Source organism: Vescimonas sp. (assembly GCF_057856985.1).
Genome location: NZ_DBLZXX010000003.1, coordinates 136,164 through 151,284, shown reverse-complemented (window position 1 = coordinate 151,284; position 15,121 = coordinate 136,164). Strand labels below are relative to the sequence as shown.

At 63.4% G+C, this 15,121-nt stretch carries 11 protein-coding genes; all 11 read right to left on the bottom strand.

Annotated elements, in window-relative coordinates; translation table 11 throughout:
* Positions 1–19 precede the first annotated feature (19 nt).
* Entirely contained in the window at positions 20–718 is a 699-nt protein-coding gene (locus tag ACZM22_RS04800) for a P-II family nitrogen regulator (RefSeq protein ID WP_489543280.1), read from the bottom strand.
* A 13-nt stretch (positions 719–731) separates the two neighbouring features.
* The gene (locus tag ACZM22_RS04795; RefSeq protein ID WP_489543279.1) at positions 732–2,306 is read right to left on the bottom strand and encodes a DUF1538 domain-containing protein; all 1,575 of its coding nucleotides are present in this window, start codon (positions 2,304–2,306) and stop codon (positions 732–734) included.
* A gap of 169 nt (positions 2,307–2,475) precedes the next feature.
* Complete coding sequence (locus ACZM22_RS04790) at positions 2,476–3,108, bottom strand: YigZ family protein (protein ID WP_484425128.1); 633 nt, start codon at positions 3,106–3,108, stop codon at positions 2,476–2,478.
* Positions 3,101–3,643, bottom strand: coding sequence for a GNAT family N-acetyltransferase (locus ACZM22_RS04785; protein ID WP_489543278.1), 543 nt, complete (start codon positions 3,641–3,643; stop codon positions 3,101–3,103). The genes ACZM22_RS04790 and ACZM22_RS04785 overlap by 8 nt, the downstream gene beginning before the upstream one ends.
* On the bottom strand, positions 3,640–4,950 hold the full coding sequence (hflX, locus tag ACZM22_RS04780; RefSeq protein WP_489543277.1) for a GTPase HflX: 1,311 nt from the start codon (positions 4,948–4,950) through the stop codon (positions 3,640–3,642). The genes ACZM22_RS04785 and hflX overlap by 4 nt, the downstream gene beginning before the upstream one ends.
* A 108-nt stretch (positions 4,951–5,058) precedes the next feature.
* Positions 5,059–5,262, bottom strand: coding sequence for a 50S ribosomal protein L31 (rpmE, locus tag ACZM22_RS04775; protein ID WP_021859148.1), 204 nt, complete (start codon positions 5,260–5,262; stop codon positions 5,059–5,061).
* A gap of 107 nt (positions 5,263–5,369) precedes the next feature.
* Positions 5,370–8,933 (bottom strand): helicase-exonuclease AddAB subunit AddA, encoded by a 3,564-nt coding sequence (gene addA, locus ACZM22_RS04770; protein WP_489543276.1) that lies wholly within the window; start codon positions 8,931–8,933, stop codon positions 5,370–5,372.
* On the bottom strand, positions 8,926–12,240 hold the full coding sequence (locus ACZM22_RS04765) for a PD-(D/E)XK nuclease family protein (RefSeq protein ID WP_489543275.1): 3,315 nt from the start codon (positions 12,238–12,240) through the stop codon (positions 8,926–8,928). The genes addA and ACZM22_RS04765 overlap by 8 nt, the downstream gene beginning before the upstream one ends.
* Before the next feature lie 197 nt (positions 12,241–12,437).
* A complete protein-coding gene (locus tag ACZM22_RS04760; RefSeq protein WP_489543274.1) occupies positions 12,438–12,935 on the bottom strand; it encodes a nucleoside-triphosphatase in 498 nt (165 codons plus the stop codon).
* Positions 12,916–13,893 (bottom strand): XdhC family protein, encoded by a 978-nt coding sequence (locus ACZM22_RS04755; RefSeq protein ID WP_489543273.1) that lies wholly within the window; start codon positions 13,891–13,893, stop codon positions 12,916–12,918. Before ACZM22_RS04755 ends, ACZM22_RS04760 begins: the two co-directional genes overlap by 20 nt.
* A gap of 89 nt (positions 13,894–13,982) precedes the next feature.
* Positions 13,983–15,098, bottom strand: coding sequence for an ABC transporter substrate-binding protein (locus ACZM22_RS04750; protein WP_489543272.1), 1,116 nt, complete (start codon positions 15,096–15,098; stop codon positions 13,983–13,985).
* Between the last annotated feature and the right edge of the window lie 23 nt (positions 15,099–15,121).

Here is a 15,121-nt window from a genome sequence, read left to right as displayed (position 1 = left end):
GCGTTTTTTCGATGTACCTTCAGCTCTCCACGCTGTAAAGGCCCGCTACCTCGTCCAGCGCCACGGAGAACACCACAGACTGGGCCTCCGACTGGGCTCCCGCCTTCTCCATGATGGCCTGCATGATGGCGGCACGCTTCTCCGCCGGCGTTACCAGCAGGATCATCTCCCGCTCCTCGGTGATGGCCATACCGAAGAACTTATTGCCGTTGGCCGCATCGGCAGCGCGGGTGTGCAGCACGGTACCGCCCTGTGCGCCTGCGGCGGATGCCGCCTCCATCACCATATCAGAATAGCCGCCGTTGGCGATGGCCACCACCAGCTCATAACCGGAATTGCTCATACGTTCCTCCTCCTTTACCGTCAGATCCGGCTCCACGTCCGTGCCGCCGGAGATGAGATACTGCATGGCGGATCTCCCGCCCACGCTGCTCAGATGCAGGCATACGGCGATACCGCTGCCCGGCCGGTCGATGTGCATGGTGTCCACCAGCTCCCGCATCAACACGTCCTTGATCTGCGGCGTCACCACGGAGAACAGCACAGATTTCTCCGTGGCCTCCAGTCCCAGATAGCTGAGCACGTCGTCGCTGGCGGTACCGCGGCCCAGCGCCGAGAATACTACCGGCGCGCCGAAGGCCCGATAGAAATCCAGAAAGTGCTTGCTGCCCATCACCCGATTGGTGATGGTAATGATGTAGTACAGTCTCTTATTCATCCCGTTACCCCCGTCAACACAGCTCGATGATGGGCTCCGCCGTTACGGGAGCCGCCGTTGTCGCCTTGGCCTGCTTCAACTTCCGCTGATAGCTGACGCCCAGCAGCTGGATGGTCACCAGCGGTGTCATGGCCACCATGGCCACCACGCCGAAGGCATCCGTCACCAGATTTCCTCCCGCCGCCGCGCACGCGCCCAACGCGAAGGGCAGCAGAAATGTGGCCGTCATGGGACCCGATGCCACGCCGCCGGAGTCGAAGGCCACCGACGTAAATATCTCCGGCACCACAAAGCTCAGCGTCAGGCTGATGGCGTAGCCCGGGATGAGGAACCACATGATAGAGATGCCGGTGAGTACGCGGATCATGGCAAGGCCCAGCGACACCGCCACGCCCACGGACAGGGCGATGTTCATGGCATGGGCGGGAATGGCTCCCGCCGTGATCTCCTCCACCTGCTTGTTCAGCACATGCACCGCCGGCTCCGCCTGCACGATGAAGTAGCCGATGACCATGGCGATGGGGATAAGTATCCAGTTATATGTATGCCCCGCGATGCTGCCGCCCAAGAAGCTGCCCACGGGCATGAAGCCCACATTGACGCCTGTGAGGAACAGTGCAAGCCCCACGTACACGTAGGCCAGGCCCACCGCCATGCTCAGCAGCGTGCGGCGCTTCAGCCTCCGGGTCACCAGCTGGAACAGCACCAGAAACGCGGCAATGGGAGCCAGCGCCTTGGCCGTCTCCGCGAAGTACTCCGGCAGCGCGTCCACATAGGCGTGGAACATCTCCACCGTGTCCTTGGCATCCGGCATCACCGTGTTGGTGTAAGCGCTGCCATCCGGCCGGTACAGAAGTCCCAGCAGCAGCACCGTGATGATAGGTCCGATGGAGCACAGTGCCACCAGGCCAAAGCTGTCGCCGCCTGCCTGCTTGTCGCTGCGGACGGCGCTGACGCCCACGCCCAGCGCCATGATGAACGGTACGGTCATGGGGCCGGTAGTGACGCCGCCGGAGTCAAAAGCCACCGCCCAGAAATCCGGTGAGACGAACATGGCAAGTCCGAACACCAATATGTAGAACCCGATCAGCAGCCACCTCAGCTGGATACCCAGCAGGATGCGCAGCAGCGCGATGACCAGAAACACGCCCACGCCTACTGCCACGGACCAGATGATGACATTATTCTCAATGGCCGGTACCTGGTTGGCCAGCACCTGCAGGTCCGGCTCTGCCACGGTGATAATGATGCCGATGAGGAAGCTGATGCCCACGATGATCCAGACATTCTTGGATCGCGTGATCTCGCTGCCCACCGCCTGACCCAGCGGGATCATGGACATCTCCGACCCCAGCGTAAATAGGCCCATGCCCACGATAAGCAGCACGCCTCCCAGCAGAAATGCCATCATGGCGTTGTTGGGCACCGGCGCGATGGTAAAGCCCAGCGCCAGCACGATCAGCATGATGGGCAGCACCGATGTCAGTGACTCGTGCAGGGGCTTTTTGAAGATGGACAAAAAGCCCTGTGCCTTCTTCCGCTGCTTCCGCAGGCGCGCCTGCTCCTCCTGTACCGTTCTTCTCGTCAAATTACCATTCCTTTCCTTAAAAAAATGGCGTATCTGTCCAATTTCGGGCAGATACGCACTTGTATCTTTACAACACCAGTATATCATGTTCGCCGCCGGCGCACAAGGGATAAGCTGTAAACATTCCGTTAAAATACCAAAATTTCCCCCAGCATTCCGGCATAAATGCTCAAAGCTCCTGCCGCGGCCCCGGGCGGAACTCCGCCGACAGCACCGCGAGCCGGACGCCTCCGGCGGACAACTCGGTGAGCCGTTCTTGTAAGGTCTCCACTCTCTCCTCCGGCAGTGACACCGTCAGATGGATGTCCGCACCGTACTGGGTGTCGTCCACTGTGCCGCCCTGCGCGGCGGCCTCCAGCCGCACCCGCTCGAACAGCGCATAGGAGCACGGGATATCCACCACGGCCCACCGCCCCATCACCGCGTACCCTGCGGCGCACAGAGCGTCCCGCGCCCCCTTGGAATAGGCGCGTGTCAGCCCGCCGGCTCCCAGCAAAATGCCGCCGAAGTACCGCGTCACCACGCATACCACGTTGGTAACGTTCTCCCGCTGGAACACGTTGAGCATGGGCTGTCCCGCCGTGCCCTGGGGCTCGCCGTCGTCGCTGTACCGCACCACGTTCTCCCCTATGAGATAGCACCAGCAGTTGTGCCTTGCATCGTAGTACTGCTTCTTGATCTGGGCGATGAACGCCCGGGCGTCCTCCTCGGACTCCACCGGCAGCAGATGGCTGATGAAACGGGATCGCTTTTCCACGAACTCGCTGTCCGCCGCCTGAAACGGCACGCGAAACTCACCCATGCCGCGCCTCCTTCTCCCAGTCCTCTCGGGCGATAGCATAGTAGCAGGTAGGCCGCCCCTGCCCGTCAGGCCACAGCACGGAGGGCCCGTCGCAAACATAGGTGAACCCGCACTTCTCGATGACGCGGCGGGACTTGTCATTCCCCGGGGAATGGCCGCACCAAACACGCGCCGCGCCCCGCTCCATAAAGCACCAGCACAGCAGCTCCCGCACCGCCTCAGGGATGAACCCCTGCCCCCAGAAGGGCCGTCCGATCCAGTAGCCGATCTCCGGCTCACCTTTCCCATCCGGCGCATCGGTGGGAAATACGCCCACGGAACCGATGGTCTCCTCCGGCCGTTCCCGCAGCAGTACCGCCAGCGTATCCGGCTGGGACAGCACCGTTCGGATGATCCGGCGGCTCTCCTCCACGGACTCGCGGGGCTTCCATCCCGCCGCGGGGCCCACCTGTCCATCGCAGGCATAGCGGTACAGACTCTCCGCGTCTTCCTCCCGCCAGGGCCGCAGCACCAGCCGCTCCGTTGTCACCATCATTCCCAGTCCTCCTTGGGCTCCACCCAGCCCTCGATATATGCCTTCAGCCGCCCCATGATACGGGGCGTACACACCGCCGTCACATCCACCGTCTCGCCGTATTCCACGCCCTCCACCTTGGCCTCGCGGTACAGCCCGTCCAGCAGTCCCGCCTTGTCGTAGGGCAGGTGGATGACCACCCGCTTCGTGCCCTTGTCCAGCCGCTTATCCACGGCCTCCAGCAGCGCAGGGATGCCCTCGCCGGTCCTGGCGGAGATATATACGGCGTCCTTCTCCCGCTCCTGCTGGGCGGTGAATGCCGCGTCGCACTTGTTGTACACGCGGATACAGGGGATGCCTTCCGCGCCCAGCTCGCGGATAAGCTCATCCACAATGCGGGCCTGCTCCCGCCACTCCGGATTGGACACGTCGATAACGTGCAGCAGCAGATCGGCGTACTCCAGTTCCTCCAGCGTGGCCTTGAACGCCTCCACCAGCTGATGGGGCAGTTTGCGGATAAACCCCACCGTATCGGAGATCACCACATCCAGCGTATCGCTGACCGTCAGCAGGCGGGTGGTAGTGTCCAGCGTATCGAACAGCCGGTCGTTGGCGGGGATACCCGCGCCGGTGATGGCGTTGAGCAGCGTGGACTTGCCCGCGTTGGTGTAGCCCACGATGGCCACCACGGGGATCTCGTTTTTCATCCGGCGCTGCCGCTGGGTGCCCCGCACGCGGCGCACCTCCTCCAGCTCTGCCTTCAACTTGTCGATCTTCCGATGGATGTGCCTCCGGTCCGTCTCCAGCTGCGTCTCGCCGGGACCCTTGGAGCCGATAGGTCCCTTGCCGCTGGTGCCCGCCTGCCGCTCCAGATGGGTCCACATGCCCACCAGCCGCGGCAGCAGGTACTGGTACTGTGCCAGCTCCACCTGTAAACAGCCCTCTTTTGTTTTGGCCCGCTGGGCGAAGATGTCCAGGATCAACCCACTGCGGTCCAGTACCTGCACACCGCACAGCTCCGTCAGCACCCGTATCTGGGAGGGTGACAGGTCGTTGTCGAAGATGACCATGGTGGCGTCGCTGTTTTCCACCATGCGCTTGACCTCCTCCACCTTGCCCTCGCCGATAAAGCTGTGGGGGTCCGGCTTCTCGCGGCTCTGGAGGATGGTGCCCACCGGCTCTCCGCCGGCCGTCTCCACCAGTGCCCCCAGCTCCGCCAGGCTCTCCTCATCGGCACTGTCCGCGCCCAGCACCGGCGACCGCAGCCCCACCAGCACCGCGTAGTCCCGTTTCTTCTCCTTGTTCTCTTCGATGGTCCTTCGTTCCATAGGCCCTCCCCCGACTGAATTGTTTATAGTATATCGTATTTTGCGGCAAATGTAAACAAACAAGACCCGTACCAAACGGTACGGGTCTTGTGATGTGACGTGTCTCTTTTACTTGTCCAGACCGAAACGCTTGTTGAACTTGGCAACACGTCCGCCGGTATCCACCAGCTTCTGCTTGCCGGTGAAGAAGGGGTGACACTTAGAGCAGACTTCCACGCGAATATCCTTCTTCGTAGAACCTGTCTCAATCACATTACCGCAGGCGCATTTGATAGTAGTCTGCTGATAATTGGGATGGATTCCTTCCTTCATTGCTCATGTTCACCCCTTTCTGGTTCACTCGTCGCCGTGGTATATCCACAAACGCATCTGTGATGATAGCATATATCTTTCCAAATTGCAAGCTTTTTTCACAGGATCTACAAAGAAATTTCCTGCCCGCACTGGAAAAAGTACAATACCCGCCGCTCCACCGGCATTTCCATGATGCGGCTCAGTGCGTCGCTGTACGCCTGGAGCTGCCCGCGGTATATCTCGGCTCGGGCGGGAGCTTCCTCCGCTGTGACGCGGTCGGTCTTGAAGTCCACCACCGTCAGCGCGCCATCCTTCCGGAACACACAATCCGCCACACCCTGTAAGAGCATCTCCTCGCCCTCTGCGCCGCCTGCATACCGCTCCGCTGGCATCAGCAGGGCGAAGCGGTATTCCCGCCATACCTGCTCTGCGCCGCGGATGCGATCCGCCAGCGGCGACCGCAGAAACGCCGCGATGGCCCGCTTGTCCACCGCCTCCGCCTGGGCCGGCGTCAATAGTCGCCGCTGCTCCAGCGCCTGTACCTGAGCCGCCACGGACTGCTCCTCCGCCGCCGTGTCCATCGGCAGGTACTGCATCACGAGATGGATGGCCGTACCCCGCTCTGCGGCGGACAGTCCGTGTATTTCCTGCAAAAAGCGGGGCTTTTCCGGCTCCGAGGGCCTGCGGACAGTGCCTGCGCCCTCCGCCACCTCCTGATCCAGCTCCCGCCCCTTCAACTGGGTGGCCGTGATCTTGGTGGGCACCGTGGTCACCGCTGCGTGGGGATATACGAAGTCCAGCGCCGCCCGATCCGGTTCCGTGAAGTCCTGAGGCACGCCAGCCTCCTCCGCGTCCTCTACCGCCGTCCCCGATGCCTCACCGTTTTCGTGCCACAGCCGGATGGACCAGCTGTCCGGCGCCTGCGTCAGCGCCTCCGGCCGCACACCTGCCATACCGTGGAGCGCCGCTGCCTGCGTCGTGTGCAGCAGCGACAGCAGCACCCACTCCCCAGGCGAGTCCGCATCGGCCACCGCCTCCGGCGGCACCGGTATACCGGTCATGGCCGTCAGATCCCGCAGCTTCTTCTCCATCCCCTTGCGGCAGTCGATGAGGATAAGCTTCTCCCTGGCCCGGGTCATGGCCACATAGAGGATGCGCATCTCCTCGGCCTTGGCCTCCCGTTCCAGCCGCAGCGCCAGCGCCTCCTTGGAGATGGTGGCGTAGCGGATGTGTCTTTCCCGATCCACCCGATCCGTGCCAAGCCCCAGCTCCGGATGCACCAGCACCGGCCGGTTCAGGTCCTGCCGGTTGAAGCTGCGCTGGAGGTCCGCCAGGATCACCACAGGGAACTCCAGTCCTTTGGACCGGTGGATACTCATGATCTGCACGCCCTCCGCCGCCTGGGCTGTCCCCAGCGTCGGTGCATCGCCGTTTTCCAGCAGCTGCCGCAGATGACTGATGAAGTCGAATAGCCCCGCCTTCCCGCTCTGCACCAGCTGCCGTGCGTAGTCGTACAGCGCCGTCAGCCGCGCCTGCCGCATTGCCCCATCTTCCATGGCTCCGAAAATAGCCATGACATGGCACCGGTCGTAGATGTACCACAGCAAGTCGTCCGCCGGCATCTCCCGCGCCGCCTGCCGCAGCTCATTCAGCAGCGTCAGGAACTCCCGTGCCGCGTTGCTCTCGTCCTGACACAGCGCATCGTAGTAGTCTCCCTCCGGCAGCACGGCGCGGATGGCCGCCAGCTGATTGGGAGACAACCCCACCAGCGGCGAGCGCAGTACGCCGATGAGCGGCACGTCCTGCCGCGGATTGTCCACGATCTCCAGCAGCGACACCGTCACCGCGATCTCCATGGCGCTGAAAAAGTCCTCGCTCTCCCCGCTGCCGCAGGGGATGCCCTCCCGCGCCAGCGCACGGGTGAACGTCTGCATCCGCGAGCGGGGCGACCGCATGAGGATGACGATGTCCTCCGGCCGTACCGGCCGCATTGCGCCCTCCCCCGCCTGCACGGGGAACTTCTCATCCAGCAGCTGCCGGATGCGCCGCGCTGTAAAGCGGGCCTCCGCCTCAGTGCGGTCCAGCGCCTGGTCCGGTGTGTCCTCCACACTGACCACGTGCAGCTCCGTCTCCCGCCCCGCTGCTGGGGTATAGTACGCCGCGCCGAAGTACAGCTTCTCCTGATCGGTGTAGTCCATCTCCCCCATTTCCTGGGACATGATGTCCGAAAAGACGAAGTTAGTGGCCTCCAGCACCTCCCCGCGGGATCGGAAGTTGCGGCTGAGCACCATGCGGCGGGGCTGACCCTCCTCGGCATCCGCCGCGTCGGCGAACTGCCGGTACTTACCCATAAAGATGGTGGGGTCCGCCAGCCGGAACCGGTAGATGCTTTGCTTCACATCGCCCACGGTGAACAGGTTCCGCCCTGCGCGGGAGATAGCCCGGAAGATGCAGTCCTGCACCTCGTTGGTATCCTGATACTCGTCCACCATGATCTCCTGATACCGCTGGGACACCTGCCGCGCCAGATCCGTTGGTTCATCGTCCTGACCGCACAGCAGCGTCACGGCGTAGTGCTCCTGGTCGGAGAAATCCATGGCATTGCGCCGCACCTTCTCCGCCTGGTAGCGCTGGGAGAACCGCTCCGTCAGACGCAGCAGCGCCAGCATGGACGGCGCTGCTGCCTGCAGATCCTCCAGATGCTCCCGCTCCGTCACGAGGTAGGGCGCGGTCATCTCCTCCTTGGCCTTCTTGTATTTCTCCCGCACGGCCTTGGCCGCCGCCTTGGCCTCGTCGTTCTCGCCGTTTTTCACCGTACCGGCCCGCTGCAGCACCGGCTGCACGCGGCCCATGGCGTCCCAGCCCTCCTGAGACGCCTGCTCGTACCGGCGCAGCTCTGCCGCCGCCGCCAGAAACTGGGCCGCATTGGCCTTGTATACCGGCTCGCAGTCCTCCATGGCGGCCACGGCCCGTTCCAGCTGCCCCGCCCAGAACAAGGCCCGCCGCACTGTGTCCTCCATCACCGTCCTGCCGTAGTCGCTGTCTGCCAGCGATGAGGGCAGCTGCCGCCAGCTCTCCGCCGCGGCCCGCAGCCACTTCTCGGGGTAGGGATGGCTCTGGATCTTGCTGTGCAGCTCCAGCACCAGCGCGGTCAGGGCCCTGTCATCCCGTCCCGCGCCCAGCGTACCCGCCAGCTGCGCCGCCTCTTCATCGCCGTTTTCGATGTCCTGATAGAACGTCTCCATGGTCCGCTCCAGCGCCCGCTCCCGCAGCAGCTGTGCCTCAGCCTCGTCCAATACACGGAAGTCCGGCGTCAGACACCGCCCGTCCACCGGCTCCAGCAGGTGGATGTGCTCCCGCAGCAGCGATGCGCAGAAGCCGTCCACCGTCTTGATATCCGCCTGATACACGCGGAACATCTGCCGCCGCAGGTGCCGGTCCTCCGGTGTCTCCGCCACCCGCGCCGCCAGCTCCGAGGCCAGCCGCGCCCGCAGCTCCGCCGCCGCCGCGCGGGTGTAGGTGATGATGAGAAAATCGTCCACATTGGCGCGCTCCTGCGTCAGATAGGAGAACACCCGCTCCACCAGTACCTTCGTCTTGCCGGAACCGGCTGCGGCGGACACCAGCAGACTTCCGCCGCGGTCAAATACCGCCGCGTGCTGCTGCTCCGTCAGCTTCAGCTCACCCATGGTGCTCCACCTCCCTGTCTACCGTCTGCCAGAACTCCTCCGGCGTTATTTTCCTCAGATAGCGCGGCTTGTCCCGTTTCTCGTCGAACCAGCATGCCGCCCGGAACGCGCACCAGGTGCAGGCGCTGTCCTGCGGCCCGCGGGTACAGGGGTCGGCATCGATGTTGCCGTCTCCGATTTCCCGCGCCACGCGGTGCAGCAGGCTGTCGATGTATCGCGCCATCCTGCCCATCTCCGCCGTGTCCACCAGCAGATTGGGCAGCAGCGCCGCAGGCTGTCCATCCGTCACCTTCCCGATGGGCAGGTAGCACGGCTTCTCCAGCGCACTGTGCTCCATGGCCCGCAGCACCTCCGGCTCGCTCAACAGCATGCCGGTACGCCGCAGCTTCCGCCGCAGCACGGCCTCCAGCTTCTCCGGCGGGATGCTGCGGTCCTCCCGCGAGATGATCTCCCGCGCCGGCGTATACAGCACGCCGGCCGGCACCACCGGCATCCCGAAATATCCGCTGCCCTCCTTCTGCAGGGCGAACAGGTACAGCAGCATCTGGATACCCAGCCCGTACCGCACATCCGACAGGTCGAATGCCTTCTGGCCGGTCTTGTAGTCCACCACCCGCAGATACAGCTTTCCGTCCTTTATCCAGCCGTCCACGCGGTCTACCTTGCCCCGCACCGACAGGGCCGTGCTGCCCTCTGTCACGGTGATGGCCGGCAGCTGGCCGTCCTTCCCGCCGAAGCCCAGCTCGAAGGCAATGGGCCGGAAATCCGACACCGCCATCTCGTCGGCGATGTTCTCCACGATGGCGCAGGCCGTCTCCCGCAGCCGCGAGAAAAGATACCGGAATCGCGCCCCCTTCTGGTCGTAGCCGTCGATCATGGTCTGGGCATACAGGTCCACATAGTGGTGTACCAGCTGCCGCAGCGCAGGCTTGTCCACCTCACCGTAGCCACCGCGCGCACACACGTCGCGGTTTACGTTCTCCAGCAGATAGTGGATGAATGTGCCCACCTCCGGTGCCTCGAAACCGGCGCTTGTCCGCTCCTTGGCTCGCAGCCCGTACTCCATAAAATACCCGAAATGGCAGCTTTTCAGCCGGTCGATACGGGACGCGGACATGGCAATGCGCCGCCCATACAGCGTCTGCACCGCCTGAGGCGACAGCCTGCCGCGGCCCATGGATCGCGCCTGTTCCATCCGCGCCAGCAGCGGGGCCTGCCCGCTCCCTGCAAAATATTGCCACAGAGGCCCGCCCATCTCCTGACCGGCCAGCGCCAGCGCCGGTGCCGGCAGCTCCCGCCGATAGGCGCCGTCCTCCCGCTCCACCGTGATCTGCGGGAACAACCGCCCGATGCGCTCCACCACAAAAGACGGCAGCAGCTGCCCGCCCGCGCCGTCCGTCACCGGCCACATCACCGTCAGCGACGCCGTAGGCTGCGCCAGGCACGCATAGATGTTCTGCAATTCCGCGCCGAGGGGGTCAAATGTGGCGTCCGACAGCAGGATGCCCCGCTGCTGCAGAAGCTCCCGCTCCTGGGCGTCCAGCAGCCCGCCCCCCGTCTCCACCGTGGGCAGCACGTTGTCGTTGGCGCCCAGCAAAAACAGATGCCGCACCGTATGCCGGTCGTTCCGCGTGATGGGCGTCACCTTCACCTGATCCAGCGTGGCGGGAATGGTGGCCACGGCGTACTGGCTCAGTACCAGCCGCAGCAAGCGGGCGAACTCCTGCCCGTCCACCTCTACGTCGCCCAGCAGCTCCACGAACTGGTCCAGCACGCCGCAGAAGATGCTCCACAGCTGGCTGTACTCCTCCGCCAGCTGCACCTGTCCTCCGTCGTACAGTGTCGCCGTCTGGGCTTTCAGTGTCTCCGGCACTCCTGCGTGCTCCGTAAACCTGTAAAGCACTTCTGCTTTATCCCGTATGGTTTTACCTACCTTCAGTCCCTCGCTCAGTTCCAGGAACAGCACGCGCACGCGGCGGCGCACTGCGTTGACCTCCTCCAGCCGCTGCCGCCGCGCTTCGCTGATCTCCTGTCCGTAGCCGTCTGGATCGGCGGTCCAATCCGCTTCCTTCAGCCACATGCCGCCCCGTATCTGCCACCGGATCACATAGTTTTCCAGCATATCGCACTCCGCCGCTGAGATACCCGCCATGCCGGTTTTCAGGCACCGGAACACGTCCTCATACTCAAATCCTCCGGTAACAGCGTCCACCGCCGACAGCACCATGGTCAGCACCGGCTTTTCCAGGATGTCGCTGCGCCGGCTGATGTAGGCGGGGATGCCGTCCCTGCGGAACACCGCCTCCAAAAGCGGCCCGTATACCTCCATGTTCCGCGCCGCCACACCGATGTCCCGCCAGCGGCAGCCCTGCCGGGCCAGCCGCCGCACACAGGCGGACACATATTCCGCCTCGGAGAACGCTGTCTCCGCCTGATACAGCCGGATGGGCGGCTCCTCCCCCTGCCACGGCTCCTCTCCATCGAAGAAGCATCGCTCCAGATACCCCAGCGGCCCATCGTTTTTGCTGACAAGTGTTTCTACTTCACATCTTGCGTGTACCAACGCTGCCATCCGTTTCAGGCGATCCCTCTGCCGCAGGGCGTTCTGGAACAGCTGCGGGTCCGACTCGTCTCCCAGCAGCGTCACCGTCAGGCAGTTCCCCTGCCGCAGCGCCGTCTCCAGAATGTCCTCCTCCACCCAATTGAAGTAGGAGAACCCGTCAACATACACGTCCTTGCCCATCAGATAGTCCGACTCCGGCAGGGCATCGCACAGCTTCTGCACGCGGGAGCGGGCGTCGAACCCCTCCCCCCGCAGGTGGGCATCGTAGGCGCCGTAGATCAGCGCCGCGGACCGCAGCTTATCCCCAGCCGCGCCCTCCATGTCCGCCACCTGCGCCAGCAGCATCTCCGGCGTCACCTGATAGGCGTACAGCTCATCGGCCAGCGCCACCAGCTGCCGCAGAAACGCCGGCCGTTGGGAGGGCCGCGCAAACACCGTCAGTCTGCTGCTCACCTCCTGCAGCGCCCGCCGCATGGTCAGCAGCTTGCCGCCAGCGTCCAGCGTCACGTCCGCCAGTCCGCCGGTCTGGGCCAGTACACGGGTGGCCAGATTTCGGAAGCTCAGCACCTCCGCATCGCGGCTGGCTGTGGGTCCCAGCGCACGGCACAGATCCAGCTCCGCCTCATGGGAGGCGTGCTCCGGTACCAGCAGGATCTGCGGCCGCTGCCGCCGCTCCTGCATCGTCTCCAGCACCCTGCGGCTCTTGCCCGCACCGGCGCGGCCCATCCAGATCTGTAATTCCATCCCGCATCCCTCGTTTCCCGTGATCTTTTGGTCACGCCGCCATCACGCCCTGCGCTGCGGCAGCCTTCGCTGTCTATACGCTGATTATACCGTATCCACTGTCCAAAGGAAAGGACATTCCTCTGTGCTGCGAAAAAAAGCGCGCCCCTGACCGCTCCGCACCTGTGCGGAGCCTGTCAAAGACACACTCTTTCAATTCACTTTTCGCCACAGAGCTGCTGCCGCAGCCGGTCGCGGTTCTCCTCCGTCACGGTAACGACCCGTACCCGCGGGTGCGCCGCCACACGGCCCAGGAATTCGCTGTCCGCCTGCTGCAAAACGCCGTACACCGGCTTATCGCCGTCCAGCGCTGCCAGCACCGCCTTCTGGAATTCCAGTGCCGCCGCCTCCGATGGTCCCAGCTCGTCCATGACGATCACGTCGCAGTCCGCCGCGTCCGCCAGCGCTGCGGGCCCCAACCGGTCGAACAGATCCGTCCGCCGCTCCCCACAGAGACACACCAGATTCTCCGGCGACGGCTGCTGGCCCTCCGCCGCCCGCAGCAGGTGGATGGAGGGCCTCTCAAAGATGCCCGTTATCCGACGGGTGAAAAAGCCACCCAGTCGCTTCCCTTCCAGCACGGCTCGCAGCAGCGTGGACTTGCCCACGCCCTTCCGGCCCGTCAGGAACAGATGCTCAGTGCATGGGGCAGCCATGGCGGACCTCCCCGTTGGCCTCGCGGCGCTCTGCCCGCACCAGGATCATCTCACCGGCGATGGACACGGCGATCTCCTCCGGCGTCACGGCTTTGATGGCGGTGCCGATAGGCGTATGCACAAAGGCGATGGCCTCATCGGAGATGCCTGCGTCCCGCAGCCGCTGGTTGACAAAGGCCGTCTTTTTGCGGGAGCCGATGACGCCCACGTAGGCCGTCTTGTGCTGCAGCACCTGCACCTGCGACTGGAAATCGTACTCGTGGCCGTTGGTCATGATAACCACATAGTCCTCCGGCTCCACAGTGAGGTAGTCGCGGATGCGGGTGAAGTCGCCGCAGACGACCTGGTCCGCCTGGGGAAACCGCTCCCGCGTGGCGAACTGGGGGCGGTCGTCAAAAACCACCGGCCTAAACCCCACACTGCTCAGCAGCGGCACCAGTGCCTTGGAGATGTGCCCCGCGCCAAAGATCAACGCCCGTTCTCCGATGGGCAGCTGCATTGTAAAGCATTTTTCCTTAACAGTATTTTCATCCATCAGATAGGGCATGCTCCCGTCCAGCGGCTGCACCAGCCAGCCCACCGTGCGGGTACTGACCCGCCGCAGCACCTCCGCCGCCAGTGTATCCCACGCCCTATCGCCGCAGGGAATACGGCGGAAGTAGACGGTCACATCGCCGCCGCAGACCATACCGGTGCTCTGCTCGCTGCCATCGCGGCGCAGCCGGAACTCCCGCGTCATGCTGTCGGTACAGTCAGCCAGCATCTCCCGGGCGATGGCAATGGACCGCCCCTCCACGGCGCCGCCGCCGATGGTACCGGCCAGCAGACCGTTGCGGCCCACCAGCATCTGGCTGCCCGCACCTCGGGGCGCGGATCCGTCGTCCCAGATGATGGTGGCCAGCACCGTGTCCTGTCCCTTCTCCCGCTGGTACACCAGCGTCTGAAAAATGGTATTCATCGTGTTTACCTCCTGCCGTACCAGCGGCTATTCACAGACACCCTGCGGCGCAAAGCCGCAGGGCGTCCTTTGTTTGCAATGGTTTCCGATCAGGCCGCCTGATCCGCCGCAGATGCTGCGGGGATAGAGTTGGCCACCAGCGCATCGTACTGCGCCTGGGTCAGGTCGCAGTGGTAGAACAGCTCGAAATAGGTGCTGACCTCGGTATAGAGATCATAATCCACCGCCTCGGGATACAGGACCTTGGCCATCCACGTCATACCCAGCAGGCGCTGGACGCTGGGCGGGAATCCCATCCAGTTATAGGGCCCCATGGGGACCTCATAGTATTTGCCGCTCTGGATGGCGGAGATGGTCTGCCAGTTCTCATTGCCGGCCACGGTGTCGTAGATGCTGCCCGGAGCAAACAGGATCACATCGGGGTTCCAGTTGAGGATCTGTTCCATGTCCACCTCGTTGCCGGTTCCCTTGCTGGAGGGCTCGTCCACCACAGCCAGATTGTTGCTGAGCAGGTCGATGACTTCGGCATGAAAGGAGCCCTGTGCGATGACGTTAAGTCCTTCATCTCCAGTGATGTAAAGGAGATTTACTTTATCCACGCTGTCGGCGATGGATACAATGCGGTCATAGGCGAAGCGGCAGTAGTCCGCCCGCCCCTGCGCCTCGTTGGGCATTGCCAGGAGGTCTCCCAGCATGGCGTATGTATCATCCATAGAGGAAAGGTAGGCATCGATGTGGACAAAGGGAATGCCGGTCTGCTCCTGCAGGTCATCCATATCCTCCACAATACTGCCCTTGGGCTCGCCAACATCGATGACCACGTCCGGCGCAGCGGCCAGCAGCGTCTCAAGATTCAGCTCACCTTTTCCGCCATAAAGCTGGCCCAAAATCGGCAGATTGTAGTATTTCTTATCCAAAAACTCCGCAGCGCTTTCGTCCCACGCATTGGCGATACCCACCAGCTTATCCGGTGCCATGGCGAAAACCACGATCTGGGCCAGAGGGCCGGAAACAGCAATTTTTTCCACATTCACAGGTACTGTGACCTCGCGGCCGCAGGAGTCCGTGAATACCCGCGTGGTGCCATCTGCGGCGGTGTTCTGGCTGTTGTCACCGGTATTCTCCGCAGGCTTTGCACCGCAGGCAAACAGTGAGAACGACATCACCAGTGCCAGCAGCAGCGCCATCCATCTTTTTCCATTCATTGGCAAATTTCCTCCTCATTTTC